This window comes from Tamlana sedimenti, from assembly GCF_038148895.1.
Taxonomy (GTDB): domain Bacteria; phylum Bacteroidota; class Bacteroidia; order Flavobacteriales; family Flavobacteriaceae; genus Tamlana.
This window is the reverse complement of the sequence record NZ_JBBVGQ010000001.1, coordinates 840,057-856,599: the sequence shown is the minus strand read 5'-3', so window position 1 is coordinate 856,599 and position 16,543 is coordinate 840,057. Positions and strand designations below refer to the sequence as shown.

The 16,543-nt window shown below is 38.0% G+C and carries 8 protein-coding genes; all 8 read left to right on the top strand.

Annotation, left to right across the window (positions count from 1 at the left end; translation table 11 throughout):
• The first annotated feature begins 77 nt into the window (after positions 1-77).
• Positions 78-749, top strand: coding sequence for a head GIN domain-containing protein (locus WJN01_RS03735; RefSeq protein WP_445195815.1), 672 nt, complete (start codon positions 78-80; stop codon positions 747-749).
• A 144-nt stretch (positions 750-893) separates the two neighbouring features.
• Entirely contained in the window at positions 894-3,710 is a 2,817-nt protein-coding gene (locus WJN01_RS03730; RefSeq protein ID WP_445195814.1) for a helix-turn-helix and ligand-binding sensor domain-containing protein, read from the top strand.
• A gap of 228 nt (positions 3,711-3,938) precedes the next feature.
• Entirely contained in the window at positions 3,939-6,956 is a 3,018-nt protein-coding gene (locus tag WJN01_RS03725) for a SusC/RagA family TonB-linked outer membrane protein (protein WP_445195813.1), read from the top strand.
• Between the two features lie 10 nt (positions 6,957-6,966).
• Positions 6,967-8,445, top strand: coding sequence for a RagB/SusD family nutrient uptake outer membrane protein (locus WJN01_RS03720; RefSeq protein ID WP_445195812.1), 1,479 nt, complete (start codon positions 6,967-6,969; stop codon positions 8,443-8,445).
• A gap of 104 nt (positions 8,446-8,549) precedes the next feature.
• A complete protein-coding gene (locus tag WJN01_RS03715) occupies positions 8,550-10,559 on the top strand; it encodes a carbohydrate binding domain-containing protein (protein WP_445195811.1) in 2,010 nt (669 codons plus the stop codon).
• Positions 10,560-10,579: 20 nt separating this feature from the next.
• Complete coding sequence (locus tag WJN01_RS03710; protein WP_445195810.1) at positions 10,580-11,530, top strand: PKD domain-containing protein; 951 nt, start codon at positions 10,580-10,582, stop codon at positions 11,528-11,530.
• A gap of 380 nt (positions 11,531-11,910) precedes the next feature.
• Entirely contained in the window at positions 11,911-15,099 is a 3,189-nt protein-coding gene (locus WJN01_RS03705; protein ID WP_445195809.1) for a glycoside hydrolase family 2 TIM barrel-domain containing protein, read from the top strand.
• 11 nt (positions 15,100-15,110) lie between these two features.
• Positions 15,111-16,517 carry an Ig-like domain-containing protein gene (locus WJN01_RS03700; RefSeq protein WP_445195808.1) on the top strand — a complete coding sequence of 469 codons (1,407 nt, stop codon included), beginning with the start codon at positions 15,111-15,113 and terminating at the stop codon, positions 16,515-16,517.
• Positions 16,518-16,543: the final 26 nt, after the last annotated feature.

The following is a 16,543-nucleotide window of genomic DNA, read 5'->3' as shown; positions in this document are numbered from 1 at the left end:
TTTCACAAAATATAACAGCAATGGAATAATTGTTGATAGGTTTGCGTTATGTTAAAAAACCAAATCAAAAGAAAGAGATGAAAACATTAGTTAAAATTTTTGTGCTTTGCCTAACAACAACATTATTTGCACAAAAGCCTATAGAAAAGACCGTTGGCGAATTTACCGAACTAAAGGTATTTGATTTAATTCCGGTAGAGTTAATAAAGTCTACTGAAAATAAAGTCATCATTTCCGGTGAAAACAAAAGCGATGTGATTGTAAACAACAACAATGGCAAGTTGAAAATTAAAATGAAATTTGAAGAATCTTTTGATGGTTCAGATACCAAAGTTGTTTTGTATTACACTTCGGTTGATGTTATTGATGTTAATGAAGGCGCAAAAGTAGAGTCTAAAGACATTATTGAGCAGTTCGAAATAGACTTAAGAGCCCAAGAAGGAGGCATGATTAATGTGCCGTTAAATGTGAAATACGCGAACATTAAAGCTGTTACAGGTGGTTCTATTGCCACAACCGGAACATCAAAAAAGCAACATGTATCCTTGTTAACAGGAGGTATTTATAAAGGCCAAACATTAATAACCGAAAACACTGAAGTATCTATTAATGCGGCCGGCGAAGCTTATGTTAACGCCTCAAAATTGGTGGATGCCAAAATACGAGCCGGAGGAGATGTGTACATTTATGGTGACCCAGAAACCGTTAACGAGAGCAAAATGTTAGGCGGCAGAATAGAACGCATGTAGTTAACAAACAACACATAATTATCACAAAACCATCAATTTGATGGTTTTGTTATTTTATAAATTACCTATACATTTACGAAACAAATAACCTCTCAGTGCTTATTTTCACTATATTAGTAACCAATACAACTAACACTAAACAAATTGAGGTTATTAAAACTATTGCTCGTCGGCCTACTTATTTGTGTTTTTGGCAACCTCACCGCCCAAGAACTTCCTCCTATTGAAATTTACACACCTGAGGATTATAATGCCAATAACCAAAACTGGTCTATTTCACAATCTTCAAACAGGTTTATTTATGTTGGAAACAATAAAGGTTTATTGGAGTTTAATGGCGAAGAATGGCAGTTGTACGAATCGCCCAATAAAACAATTATGCGGTCTGTTAAGGCCATTGGCGACCAAATTTTTACCGGATGTTTTCGAGAATTTGGTTATTGGCAAAGAGATAGTTTAGGGCTTTTAAACTATGTTTCTGTTTCCAAAAAACTGGACGTTTCTTTTCTTGAGGACGAGGAGATTTGGAATATCATCGATGTAGATGACATTATTTTATTTCAATCGTTAAAAAGAATCTATATCTACAATAAGCGCAAGGAGTCCTACGATATTATAGATTCTGAAACTACTATTAACAGAATTTTTAAGGCTGGAAATCGGGTTTATTTCCAAAAAGCAAGGGATGGACTTTATGAAATTGAACATGGAAGCGCCAAACTTGTTACGGACGATAAAGTAGGTAAGGAAAATCTTTTGGTCAATGTATTCAATCACCAAAATAAGCTTTTGATTCAAACCCAAGACAACGGATTTTATATTCTAGAAAACAATGAACTCATCCCGTGGAGTATCGAAGCAAATGACATACTGTTAAACGACCACATTTATTGTAGCGCACAGCTAGAGGATAAAAGTTTTGTTTTAGGAAGCATTTCAAATGGGTTTTTGCATATATCTGAAGAAGGGCGGATAATGCACCAGATCAGTCAAAATAAAGGACTGAGCAACAACACGGTATTGTCGGTTTTTGAAGATACAGATAGTAATATTTGGTTGGGCTTGGAGTACGGAATCAACTGCATAAATATGAAATCGGCCTTTCGGATTTACGATGACAGAGATGGAAAAATAGGCTCAGTTAACACGTCCATTATTTTCAACGGCTATTTGTATATAGGAACCAACAGCGGTTTGTTTTTTAAAAGGAACAACACCAATGAAGCGTTCAGGTTTATATCAGGAACTCAAGGCGCTGTTTGGAGTTTGCAGAATATTAACGGAGCTCTGTTTTGTGGGCACAACACGGGCACATTTGTTATAGAAAACAATAAGGCAGATTTAATTGTTGATATTATTGGTACATGGCGGGTAATCCCTGTTAAAAACAACAGTAATTTACTTTTACAAGGAGATTATGACGGCTTTTATGTTTTAGAAAAAGTTAATGGAAAATGGGGATTAAGGAATAAAATTGAAGGTTTTGATGTATCAAGTAGATATTTTGAAATGGTTTCTGAAACAGAGGTTTTGGTTAGCCATGAATACCGAGGTGTTTTTAAGGTCGATTTAAACAAACAGTTTACCGAAGCTTCGGCTGTAACGGTTTTAGTGTCTGAAGAATCAGGGACCAGCACCAGTTTAATAAAGTATAATAACCATATTCTATATACCAATAAAGATGGTGTTTTTAAATATACCCATGAAACCAATATATTTGAAAAGGATTCGGTTTTAAGTAAATTGATTGATAGCGACCACTACACTTCTGGTCGTTTAGTTCACGATACTATTTCCAATAAACTCTGGTCTTTCTCTTCACAAGGATTAAGCTATTTAACCCCAAACAGATTAAGTGGGGCGCCAAAAATTCATAAGGTACCAATACAAAGTTCCGCAATTAATCATGTTGTAGGGTTTGAGAACATATTATCGGTTAATAATGGTGAATTTCTTTACGGAACAACTTCTGGTTATTTACTTTTAGACTTAAATAAGTTGGACTATCCATCGCACGAAGTAAAACTTAATTATACATTTGTTAGCAGCCTAAAGAACGACACCAATGTCAGGTTTATTGATACATCCACTGAAGGCGATTTTAAAAATACAGAAAATAATTTTGAGTTTCATTATTGTGTTCCAAAATTCAATAAGTTTCAAGTTACGGAATACCAATATATACTTGAGGGTATTTATGAAGATTGGAGTGAATGGTCTCAACAGCCCCATGAAGCTTTTGAGAACTTGCCTTTTGGCGATTATACCTTTTCTGTGCGATCCCGTATTGGCAACAGGGTTTCAAATAATATAGAATCGTATAGTTTCAGCATTGAGGCGCCTTGGTATTTAACTAAGGCTATGATAGCTCTATATATAGCATTTGTAGTTTTGTTTTCGTTGTTTATGCATAATGTTTATAAACGTTATTACAGAAAGCAGCGAGAAAGATTGCTGCTCAAATCACAACGTGAGTTGGAACGAAAGGAGCTTGAAAACAGACAACAACTTATGCGTTTTAATAACGATAAATTAAGACAGGATATAGAAAATAAAAACAAGGAATTGGCCACCTCTACAATGAACCTTATTAGGAAAAATGAGTTTTTGAACAACCTTAAAACCGAATTGAAAAAAACATCAGATACTGGTAAAGGCGTTAAGAGCATCATCAAAATCATAGACAAGAATTTAAATAATACAGACGACTGGCATTTGTTTGAAGAGGCCTTTAATAATGCAGATAAAGATTTCCTTAAAAAAATAAAGAGCGACCATCCTTCGCTAACCTCAAATGATCTAAGGCTTTGCGCTTACTTAAGGTTAAATTTATCCTCAAAAGAAATAGCGCCACTTTTAAATATTTCCCCGAGAAGTGTGGAGGTAAAACGTTATAGACTCAGAAAAAAGCTCGATTTACCACATGAGGCCAGCCTTACTGATTACATTTTAGAGGTATAGCGCCCCTACAAAATCGATTTTTACCTATACAACCCCACAACATTCATGTTTTTATAATTTTTTCCAAAAGATTTGTTTGGTCTTGAAAACCCAATAAATAAAAGGTCTTGTTGCTGTATTCTCAAAAAAACAATCATTTTTTTAAGATGTATGTTTTTTGTTGTGGCTAAAAATTTCAATAAAGCAAAGGTCACGTTTAATTTTACCACAACTAAAAACTAACAATATATGAGACAATTGCTAATTAAAATTTTAGCCTTATTCTTTGTGGCTTACTCCGGAGCTCAAAATTATGACATATCCGGTGTTGTTCAAGATGAAATTGGGTTTCCTATTCCGGGGGCTAACATTATCGTAAAGAACACCAGTAAAGGTACTACTACCGATTTTGATGGTAACTTTACATTAACAGGGGTTGAACAAGGTTCTGTAATTTCTGTAAGTTACCTAGGTTATGTAACCCAAGAAATTACCATTTCAACCAATACTGAACTCACAATTCAGTTAAAAGAAGATTTAGCACAACTAGAAGAAGTTGTGGTTATAGGTTATGGCACCCAAACCAAAAAAGAAGTCACAGGTGCGGTAAGTGTGGTATCCAGCGAAAGCATTGAAGCTCTTAAGCCTACCAGAATTGAGCAGGCACTTCAAGGTCAAGTTGCTGGGGTTAACATTACCTCTCAGACTGGAAGCCCGGGTGGGGATTCTACCATCAGTATTAGAGGTGTTTCCACAAACGGAGATAGCAAACCATTGATTTTGGTAGATGGTAACGTTATTGAAGATTTAAGTGTTGTAAACCCTGGCGACATTGAAAGCATTAACATTCTTAAAGACGCAACTGCAGGTATCTATGGTGTACGTGCGGCAAACGGTGTGGTTTTAATCAAGACCAAAACTGGCCGAAAGGAAATGCCTATTACGGTAGAATACAATGCTTATTATGGTATTCAAGAAACCACAAGAAAAATACCATTGTTAAATGCTACTGAATATGCCTTATTGGTTAATGAGGCTTTTGCAGCAGGAGGAAGCGCCATTCCTTTTACGGATGTTTCTAGCTTAGGTGCTGGTACCGATTGGCAAGACGAAGTTTTTGAAACTGCACCAATGACAAACCACAACATCCTTTTTAAAGGAGGTGGTAAAAAATCTTCATATTCTTACAGTGGATCATTCTTAAACCAAAACGGTATTGTTGGAGGGCGTAAATCAGCTTTTAGGCGTTTTACAAACAATGCAAGCTATAGCTTAGATTTTTTAGATAACTTTAAATTTAATGCGGGGCTTACGTTAATGCGTACCAACAAAAAGAACCTTCCAGAAAATTCAAACTCATCTGTGCTTTTCAATGCCATTAACATGGCACCAACATTTAGCGTTAGAGACGCAAATGGACGTTACACCTTGGCAGAAGGTTTAGGGGGCGAGGTTATCAACCCGTTAGCCCAAATTGACGATACACACGACTACCTTAATAAGGTCAGGTTAAGTGGAAACGCTGGGTTGTCCTATAATTTTTTAGACCACTTTACCGCCCAAACCAATATACAGTTTAACTATGCCCAGGTTGATTCAAAAGTGTTTAACCCCATAGCTTTTTTTGGTAGTGGAAAAAACAGCAATGTTGAGAGAAGTAGTGTTTTTGAAGGGTTAGATTATTTTAGAGATTACACTTTTGATGCCTTCATAAAATATGAGAATACCTTTAATGACACTCACAAGGTCAATGTACTTTTAGGAACATCTGTATTTAAAACAACAGGTGAGTTCACAGGCGCAACAGGTTTTGATATTGTTGGTAATATTGAAGCAAACGCCAATCTGGAACAAGCTTCAGATATAGAAAATATCAATAGATTTACAGGAAGAAACCCAACTTTTGACTCTAGGTTATTGTCCTATTTTTCAAGGTTGCAATACGATTACAAAGGAAAATATCTTCTTTCTGCAGTTATTCGTAGAGATGGATCAACCAAATTTGGTCCAGAAAACCAGTTCGGTTATTTCCCTTCAGGATCTATTGGCTGGGTTGCTTCAGACGAAGATTTTCTTCAGGACAATAAGTTTTTCGACTTGTTGAAATTTAGAGCGTCTTATGGAGTTTTAGGAAATGATAGAATTCCAGACTACAGATATGTGTCTTTGTTAAACGGAGAAGGAACATACATATTTAATGAGCAAGAAATCATAGGGACAGCTTCAGGAGGAATTGCCAACCCAGAAATTAGATGGGAAAAACAAAAAACCTTTGACTTTGGAGTTGATATGAGAATTTTAGACAATAAGGTTGATATAACAGCCGATTATTTTAAACGAAGAACCGAGGATTTACTTGTAGTGCCTCAAGTATCGGGCCTGTTGGGTGTAGGTGGCGCTCCAGTGGTTAACGGAGGTGTTGTAGACAATGAAGGTCTTGAGTTTGCTATTGGCTATAGCAATAGGTTTAATGACAATTTTAAACTTAGTGTTAATTACAATGTTACCTACCTTAAAAATGAAGTTGTTTCAGTAAACACGGATGATGGTTTTCTTGTTGGTGGGTCATTTGGTATAAGCCAACCTGAACCATCAAGAATGGAAGCTGGTTTTCCACTGGGTTATTTCTATGGTTATCAAACAGCCGGTGTATTTCAAAACCAAGCAGAAATTGACGCTTCGGCAATAGGAGACATTACCCCGCAGCCAGGAGACTTAAAATATGTGGATCAAAATAATGATGGTGTTATAAATCTAGACGACCGTGTTGACTTAGGAAACCCTTTACCCGATGCGACAATGGGTATGAACGTTTCTTTGGAATTCAAAAATTTTGATTTTTTGGCCTATGCATTTGCATCAATAGGTAATGAAATAGTTCGCAACTACGAACGTGGTCAACAATTAACAAATAGAACTATTTATTATTTAGACCGATGGACTGGAGAAGGAACAAGTAACTCCTTCCCTAGAGTGTCAAATGGAGCAACGCCAAATGGGTTGTTCTCAGATTTTTATGTTGAAGATGGGTCTTTTGTTCGATTACAAAACATTCAGCTAGGCTATTCTTTTCCTGAAAAACTATTGGAGAACTCTAAAGTAACTAGTTTAAGAATGTATGTATCTTCAAACAATTTGTTTACGCTAACCAAATACAAGGGCTTTGACCCAACGGCTTCAAGTGGAGCTCCTATTGGCGGAGGCATAGACCAAGGCTTCTACCCAAGTGCAAAAACATTTCTATTCGGTGTAAACGTGAAACTATAATCAAGAAATTATGAAAACTTTAAAAATTAAATACATACTGTTAATCTCATTGGTGTTCGTGTTTTCTTGTGCCGATGATTTTATAGACGTTCCCTCACCTGAGAAAAACTCTGAAGATTTTTTCAATTCAGAAGCAGATTACCAAGATGCACTTGTTGCCGCATACGACATGTTGCAGGCAACAGCAAAAAACTTTCAATTAGGTGAAATAGCTTCAGACAACACGTTGTGTGGTGGAGAAAGTGCTACCGATACCCCTGGTTTTCAGGAGATTGATGATATGGAACACACGCCCGTAAATGCGCAATTAAGAGATATTTGGACCTGGATGTATACCGGAGTCAACCGTGCAAATTATATCATGGAGTTTAAGGATAAAGTAGATTTTCCAAATAAAGCAAGTGTATTAGCGCAAACACGTTTTTTAAGAGCGTTTTACTATTTTGAATTAGTAAAATGGTTCGGTGATGTGCCTTTGGTGGTTGATAAGCGAATTCAATTTGGGGATCAATTTGATCTTGCAAGAACACCCGCATCAGATATTTATGAATTAATTGAGCAAGACTTGATTTTTGCAGCAGACAATTTACCATACATCCAGAGTGAAACAGGAAGAATCACAAAAGGTGCGGCTCAGGCCTTATTGGGAAAAGCTTATTTGTACCAAAATAAATTCCCTGAAGCTGCCGAAGTTCTTGAAAATCTTATAAATAATGGTCCACACGATTTATTACCTTCAAATATTGCCCCTTTAATGTGGGAGAACGAGTATGAAAACAACATCGAATCTGTTTTCGAAATTCAATATTCTGATGTGGACGGGGGTAGTTACGATTGTTTCTATTGCCTTGAAGGTAACTACGCCATTGGCTTTAATGGTGTAAGAGGTTATTCAGGCCCCGTGTTTGACTTTGGTTATAGCTTTAATGTGCCCACTCAAGAAGCTGTTGATGCTTTTGAAGACGGCGACATCAGGTTAGGCTATACAATTCTTGATATCGAGCAGTGGATAGCCGATAACCCAACCGCAAGTTATGACGAAACTGCTGGTTATGAGCAAACAGGATACTTCAATAGAAAATATATTGCCAGAAAAGGAGATGCCAATCGTCCGGATGCTGCGCTAACAAACCCCAATAATACACGTGCTATTAGATACGCAGACGTTTTATTAATGGCAGCAGAAGCGCTAAACAGAGGAAACATAAGCGACGATAGAGCAAAAATTTATCTTAATAAAGTTAGAAATAGAGCCATGTTACCGGATGTTTCAACCTCGGGATCTAACCTAACCAACGACATTTTTAAAGAACGTCGTGTAGAATTGATGGGAGAAGGCCATCGTTTCTTTGATCTTGTAAGAACAGACCGTGCCGCCCAAGCCATCCCTGGCTTTGTGACAGGTAAGCATGAGTTGTTTCCAATTCCAAATGTAGAAATTGAATTGGCGGGTGGAACATGGGCACAAAACCCAGGATATGATAATTAATAAAAAATTGATATGAAATGAGCCATAACAATTGAGTTGATAACAACTGAAAAATTTAATGGCGAATTACATCTGACCGATGAAAAACAATAAAATTTAAACAGATGAAAACATTAAAATATATATTTAGTCTTCTTATGGTTGTTGTCTTAGCAACCAATTGTGAGCAGGACGATAACGATTTAGGTTACTTAGATAATGTAGTTGCTCCAACAGACGTGTCTGCATTGTTTAAGGTTACCCAAGATAATACAGGTTTGGTGACTATTACACCAAACGCTACAGGAGCTTCAAATTTCAATGTTTCTTTTGGAGATGGTTCAGAAGAGACGATAAACTTACTTCAAGGCGAAAGTGTAGAGCACGTTTATGAAGAAGGCTCTTATACCGTAAACATAGAAGCTATAGGTCTTACTGGATTAAAAACTCAAGTTTCTCAAGAGTTGGTAGTGTCCTTCAAAGCACCAGAAAATGTAGTGGTTACTATTGAAAATGATTTAGCCATTTCTAAACAAGTAAACGTCACAGCCACTGCAGATTTTGCAGTGTCTTATGAAGTTTATTTTGGCGAAGAAGGAATCGACGACCCTGTTATTGCCAATATTGGCGACACCGTTTCTTATGGCTATCAGGAGCCTGGGACTTACACCATTCGTGTTGTAGTCATGGGAGCCGCTATTGAAACAACAGAGTATATGCAGGAATTTGAAGTAACCGAAATACTTCAACCCATTGCTTCGGCGCCAACGCCTCCTAACAGACAAGAGACAGATGTTATTTCACTTTACAGTGAGAAATATAACGATGTGCCAGACACTAACTTTTTCCCGGATTGGGGTCAAGGTGGTCAAGGAAGTTCTTGGGCTGAATTTGATTTAGATGGAGACAAAATGTTACAATACATCAATCTAAGCTATCAAGGTATTGCCTTAGCCGACGGAACTTCCATTGATGTTTCTGGTATGGAATTCCTGCATTTGGATGTATGGACTGCAGATGAAGGCATTTCATTAGAAACCTCTTTAATTAATAATGCCTCTGGCACTGTAACCGAAAAACCTGTATGGAGCGATTTAACTGCTGGAGAATGGACAAGCCTGGACATCCCTATCTCAGAATACACCGACCAAGGACTTACGGTAACGGAAATATTCCAGTTAAAGTTTGTTGGCGAACCTTGGGCAACAGGAACGGTATTTATAGACAACCTTTACTTCTATAAACCAAGCACGGCACCGTTCAACGATGGCTTATTAAACAACGGAAACTTTGATTTTGGTAGCGATTCATGGATTGTAGGAACAGATGACAATGCACCAGTAAGTGTTGTAACTGATGGAGGAAACACCTACTACTCTGTAGATGTTGCCGCAGCTGGAAATCCTTGGGATGTAAACATGAGCCAGAAGGTTGAAATAATTCAAGGTGAAACCTATACCTTTATTTTTGATGCTTGGTCAGACACCAATAGATCAATTGTTACTGGTATTGGGTTGAGTGCAGCGCCATGGTCTAGCGCAGTTGAGACTGTAAATATTACACCCACAAAAACAACATATTCTCTAACCTTGGTAGCTACAGATTGGGGCGCACCTGATGCCAGAGCGATATTTGATTTGGGCGCGGAAGCAGGCATGGTGAACATTGATAATGTTGCCCTGTTTTTAGGAGATGGCCCTTTTGATGATGGTTTATTGGTAAATGGCGATTTTGAAGCAGGTCCAGACCCATGGATTGTAGGAACAGATGACAATGCACCAGTAAGCGTTGTAACTGATGGAGGAAACACATACTTCTCCGTAGGTGTTGCCGCAGCAGGAAACCCATGGGATGTAAACATGAGCCAGAAAGTTGAAATTATCGCTGGCAATACTTATACTTTGAATTTTGATGCTTGGTCAGACACCAACAGGGCTATAATATCCGGTATTGGGTTGAGCGCAGCTCCTTGGTCAAGTACCGTAGAAACTGTTAATATTACGACAACCAGAACAACCTATACCTTAACATTATTGGCTGCGGATTGGGGTGCTCCAGATGCTAGAGTAATATTTGATATGGGTGCAGAAGCTGGACAAGTTAATATTGACAATGTGGCTTTAACCTCTAACTAATACATTAAACACAGGTAATTATGAAAAACTTAAAATATATTTTAATTCCTTTCTTAAGCTTGTTTTTATTAACGAGCTGTCAAGATGATGAAGGGGAATTTGGAGAACTTATCCCACCAACCAATGTAACACTTACAGCAGAGATAGTTGGTGCAGATGCGGATAATCCTAACGGAGATGGTTCAGGATTTGTAAATTTTGAAGCATCGGCCACAGGAGCCATAACCTATTTGTTTGATTTTGGTGATGACTCTGGCTTAGTTGTTGCACCTTCGGGGAAGGTGACCCATAGGTTTAGTTTAACAGATTTAAACACCTATTCAGTAACCGTTATGGCGTCGGGGCGAGGAGGCGTAATAACATCAAAATCAATGAATATTGATGTTTTCAGTTCCTTTGAAGACAGCGAAGCCAAAGATTTTTTAAGCGGCGGTGCTGGAAATAGCAAAATCTGGTATTGGGCCGCAGATAAAAACGGCAACATTGGTCTTGGACCAAATGATTTCATGCCGGGTGGTGAGCATACGTATCCGCAATGGTTTAACGCGGGTCCTTGGTGGCCTGACAAATTATGTATGTATGACGCCGAGTTTGAATTCACACAATCTGTTGACGGCGAGTTAACTTTCGAACAGTTAACAGATATAGTATACACGCCTGGAGACTACGCCGGGTCTATTGGTGTTGCTGGAGACACGTGCCATGGCCCAGAGGTTGCACCATCAGTTGATGGGGTTAAGAAAGTCACGTTCAGTCCATCGTCATCTATTGCAACACTTGACGCAACAAATCCTGAATACAGAGGGACCACTATAAATATCTCTGACGGAGGTTTTATGTGTTGGTATGTTGGTGAAACCTCCAGTAAACTAGAAATAATTGAAATCACAAACAATACATTAAAAGTTAGAATTGAAGAAGGTCCTAGAGCATGGTATTGCTTTTATCAAACCGAAAAGCCTGTACAATAACTAGTTTAAAGTAAATTTTTTTGGTGGGGTATTGTTCTAAACCCGATACCCTTTCAATAAATTTAACACAACACCTTAAATTTTCACCTATACATAACCACAACATAGTTGGGCTGTTTTGAAAATTTTAATTTGAATGGTTATTCTATAAACATTTGTTAAGCCATTGGTTTTATTGAGGTTTTTGTAAAAAATAGTGAGTTTTTTTACAATGTATGTTTTTTGTTGTGGTTCTAAATTCGAATTTGACAAGCTATAGTGTTAAATTTATTATCCAAGTCTTACCTATTCCTCACCTACAAATTGTTAGCGGCTCTAGTTTATTCTTTTGTACAGTAAACCAATTAAACTAATAAAGAAGTTAATTAAACTTAAACGTTATGAATAAAAACCTTTTAAAGCTAGTCTTGATTTTATTTTCGACAACTGCATTTGCTCAAGCAAATAAAGTAGCTGTCGAAAAAAGCGGTGAAGGCATGTATCTCACTGTTAATGGTGAAAAATTTATGATTAACGGTATGAACTGGGATTACATTCCTATCGGAACGAATACCGTAAATGCCGATTTCTGGAATAAACCAGACGATGTTATCAGAGCGGGTCTAGATACCGAGATGTCACTCCTCAAAAGCATGAACGTAAATGTCATCCGTCAATACACTGGCGTTCCGGCAAGATGGATTAAATACATTTATGAAAACTATGGTATTTACACCATGTTGAATCATTCCTTTGGACGTTACGGACTAACTATTAATGGCGTTTGGACTCCCGTAACCATTTACGACGACCCAACAACTTCAGAACTTCTTCTAAACGACATGAAGACCTTGGTCCAGGAATACAAAAATACGCCTGGCCTATTGCTCTATCTCTTAGGTAATGAAAACAACTACGGATTGTTCTGGGCAGGTGCTGAAACTGAGGATTTTCCGGATGACGAGGGGCGCATTCAATTTATTGGTGAAAGCCGTGGTAGGCCAATGTACCGCTTAATGAATACAGCGGCAAAAATGATGAAAGAGATGGATACCTCCCATCCTGTGGCTATTTGTAATGGAGATGTTTTGTTCATTGATATCGCTGCAGAAGAATGTAAAGATGTAGATATATATGGTGTTAACTCTTATCGTGGCCCATCGTTTACCGATATGTTTGATGTTGTAAAGGAAAAATTCAATAAGCCAATTATGTTTACTGAATTTGGAGCTGACGCCTTTAATGCTATAGAAAACAAAGAAGACCAAAAATCTCAGGCCTATTACATGGTTGAGAACTGGAGAGAAATATACGCCAATGCTGCAGGATTGGGTAAAGCCCAAAACTCAATAGGTGGTTTTACTTTTCAATTTAGTGATGGCTGGTGGAAGTATGGTTTTGATAAACGTGAAAACGCTGATGTTCACGACAACAATGCGTCTTGGGCAAATGGTGGATATTTAAAGGATTACCAAGAAGGCGAAAATAATATGAATGAGGAATGGTTTGGTATTTGTGCCAAAGGATCAACTAGTCCAAGAGGGCTTTACGAATTATATCCACGAGCAGCTTACTACGCCTTAAAGGAAGCACATCAATTAAACCCATATGAAGATGGTGTTGATGCTGATTTTATTCAAAATTATTTTAACAACATCAACTTAATGGATGCGGTATTAAGAGCCCGTGGAGACAAAGCGGCTCTTGAAGCGAAAGACGGAGGAAAAATAAAATTGAGCAACCTTAGGGCTGAGTTTACAACGTTTAACACAGGAGGTTCATTAATCACAACTCCAGATAATCCGGATCCAGACACAAATTCATATCCAAATCAATTGGGCTTCGACCACATGCAATCTTACTACGTGGGTGTTATGGGGCAACCAACATCGAACATGACGGCCGAAGTAAATTTCAACATCCTTGGTAACGTAGCACAGAATCCCATTAATGAGATTTTTTATGAGAATGTTGGCCGCCCGGTTACCGTTATCAATTCAGATGGCGAAGAAATAACTATTACAGACAACAACCGTGTGCGAGTTTACAATGCAGAATTTGAATGGAACGCAAAGCATGCCGATGTTAGAGGATTTTACAGAACAGGCCACTACCATTGGGGTTATGAAGGTGATTTCTTTGGGTTATATCCTGAAGCTAACTATGGGCCAAACCTAGACATTTACAATGGTGAAATTCTGGGCTTGGAAATAGATGGAAAACGAGAATTTAAAGGCTTAAAGGCCGCATTTGGCCCTCAACTTTGGTGGGGCGCCAACCCAACAATGTTGCTTAAGTATAGAACCAATTTCAAACATTGGGATATAACAGGTATATATCACAGAGATTTAAACACGAGCTTACAGTTTGATGATAATGGCCGACGAATTTTGGATGCAAACCAAGTTTCTTCTGGTGTAATTCCACCTTGGCCAACAGAACGAGCCACTATAGTACTTGAAAAAGAATTTGGAAACCTTGGCCTTTCGTTAGGGGGGATTTGGGGCGGCAGACCATTAAATGGCAGCACATTTCAAGATGTAACTGGAGAGCCTGGAAATTATCAGGTGTATCAAGATAAAATTAATTCAGATGATAATTGGGGTGGTAAAGCCAAAATAACCGTTCAGGCAGGAAGGTTTAACTGGTATGCACAGGCAGCTTATATGGGCTTGGTAGCCAATGGTGGTGCCGATGCCACAAGAACATTTACGGGTTGGAAGTTAAAGGATTCAGGCAGTGGTAACCAAACTAACATTCTCTCTGGATTTACATTCTTAATGGGAGATTGGCAATTAGCACCAAACTTTTTATGGCAAAAACCATTAGTAGACCCAATGCCAAATGATGTCTCTGCTCCAGGAAGATTAAGAAACTTTATTGACGATCCATTTGCCGTAAGAGGCAACAGAGAAACTACTGCTGGAGAGTTGCTTTTAACCTTCGATCCAACACCAGGCACTTGGTTTTACGAGTGGGATAACGACCGTGCTGAGGATGCAAAATTTGCCTTCAACCTTGGTTTTGTCTACAGACACCACCCTACTGCTCAAGATGCAGCTATTGGGTTTTTAGCCAATCGTACCTTTTTTGCCTTTCCTCAATCTGCACCAGCTCAAGACCTCTGGGAGTTAAGTTCTAGAATCGTCTCGAAAATAAGTCCAGATTTAGGGCTCATCGGAAATTTATATGGTGGTACCGCGCAAGCAAATGGTGATAGTGATAGAACCATTGAACGCATTGGCGGCGACATCAAAATGATATACAAAAAATGGAAGCTGGAATATGGTTTCAAAATTAATGATTGGGGACCATTTGATTACCATCGAGATTTTAACCTCACCTTCCCTGTTCAGAACATGATTGATATTTCTACATCTATTGGTAAGCCAGATTGGTTTATTCTTCCAGACACGAAAATAGGTATTCGTGGTATTTGGCGATCACTGGATGAAAATTCACCAAGATATTCACCTACAGCAGTTCCACCTAACACATTTCCTCCCGTACCGCCAATAAGCCCAGTTGGTTTTGATAACGGTAGTGAATGGGAAATTAGAACCTATGTACACATCAATATTGGCAAATAAAATATATGAAAATGAAAAATATAAAATTCACATTCAGAAAAGCATTATTCTTATTGAGCGCCCTATTCACAATTATGGTTGGCTGCGAAAGAGAATTGTCCGATGAAGCAGTATTGGCAACATTTCCAAGTACAGCAGAAATATTTACAGATACGCCCGTAGGGTTGGGTTCTAATTTTTACTTTCCATTTGTGGGATCCAAACCAACTGCTTGGTCTGTTGATGAAAGCGAAGGCTACAATAGCAAGGCTTCTATGCGTTTTGATGTTCCCAATGTTAATGACCCAGAAGGCAGCTATGCAGGTGCTATTTTTAGGGTTGATGGAGCAGGCAGAGACCTAACGGGCTACAATGCCCTAACTTTTTGGGCAAAAGGAACAAGATCTGGACGCATAAATGAAATAGGCTTTGGTCAAGATTTTTTTGAAAACAAATATCTAGTTAGCACGAGCCTTCAATTAACCACAAATTGGCAAAAGTATGTTATTCCTATTCCTGACGCATCAAAATTGGTGGAAGAAAGAGGTGTGTTTTGGTATGCTGAAGGACCAGAAAATGGAGAGGGCTATAGTTTTTGGATAGATGAACTTAAATTTGAAAACCTTGGAACCATGGCTCAACCACAACCAGCCATTTCCAATGGTGAAGATAGATCAGAAACCGCTTTTACTGGAGTGGATATTGCCCTAACCGGTTTGACCCAAACCTTTAATTTAGGAACAGGCAATAATGTAACTGTTAATGCGGCACCTTCATATTTTAAGTTTTTCTCTTCTAATGAAGATATTGCAACTGTTAATGACAATGGTGTAGTTTCTATAATAGGTGAAGGAACTGCAAAAATAACCGCCACACTTGGGGGTGTTGTGGCCAAAGGCTCGTTGGAACTTACATCAAGAGGAGCATTTAATTTAGCCCCAACGCCTACTAGAGACCCAAGTAAAGTTATCTCTATTTATAGTGATTCCTACACCAATGTTCCTGTAGACTTTTTTAATGGATATTGGGAACCATTTCAAACAACACAATCTTCAGAGTTTTCAATTGGAGGCAACAGCATGATTAATTACACCAACTTTAATTTTGTTGGAAATCAATTTGCTAATCCAACGGTTGATGCTACTCAAAAATCAAATTTGCACATAAACATGTACATTCCTAATAGCGTGCCGGCAAACATTGATTTTTTGATAACCGTTGTAGATTTTGGTGCTGATCAAGCAGATGGTGGTGGTGACGACACCAGAGAACAAATTTTCTTCAACAAAGCTCTTTTTGTTGCTGATTCCTGGATTACGCTAGAGTTCCCTATTACAATGAACAACAGGAACAACATTGGCCTTATTATTTATGAGAACATCAATGGTTCATCATTATCAAATTTTTATCTGGATAATATTTATTTCTATGAAAATTAATTCTGCTTTTAGATTTAAAAAACTAA

What these genes read in the sequence shown, in the direction of transcription:
- WJN01_RS03720 (WP_445195812.1), top strand. Translation starts at nt 6,967, where the DNA reads ATGAAAACTTTAAAAATTAAATACATACTGTTAATCTCATTGGTGTTC.
- WJN01_RS03700 (WP_445195808.1), top strand. Translation starts at nt 15,111, where the DNA reads ATGAAAAATATAAAATTCACATTCAGAAAAGCATTATTCTTATTGAGC.
- WJN01_RS03725 (WP_445195813.1), top strand. Translation starts at nt 3,939, where the DNA reads ATGAGACAATTGCTAATTAAAATTTTAGCCTTATTCTTTGTGGCTTAC.
- WJN01_RS03715 (WP_445195811.1), top strand. Translation starts at nt 8,550, where the DNA reads ATGAAAACATTAAAATATATATTTAGTCTTCTTATGGTTGTTGTCTTA.
- WJN01_RS03735 (WP_445195815.1), top strand. Translation starts at nt 78, where the DNA reads ATGAAAACATTAGTTAAAATTTTTGTGCTTTGCCTAACAACAACATTA.
- WJN01_RS03705 (WP_445195809.1), top strand. Translation starts at nt 11,911, where the DNA reads ATGAATAAAAACCTTTTAAAGCTAGTCTTGATTTTATTTTCGACAACT.
- WJN01_RS03710 (WP_445195810.1), top strand. Translation starts at nt 10,580, where the DNA reads ATGAAAAACTTAAAATATATTTTAATTCCTTTCTTAAGCTTGTTTTTA.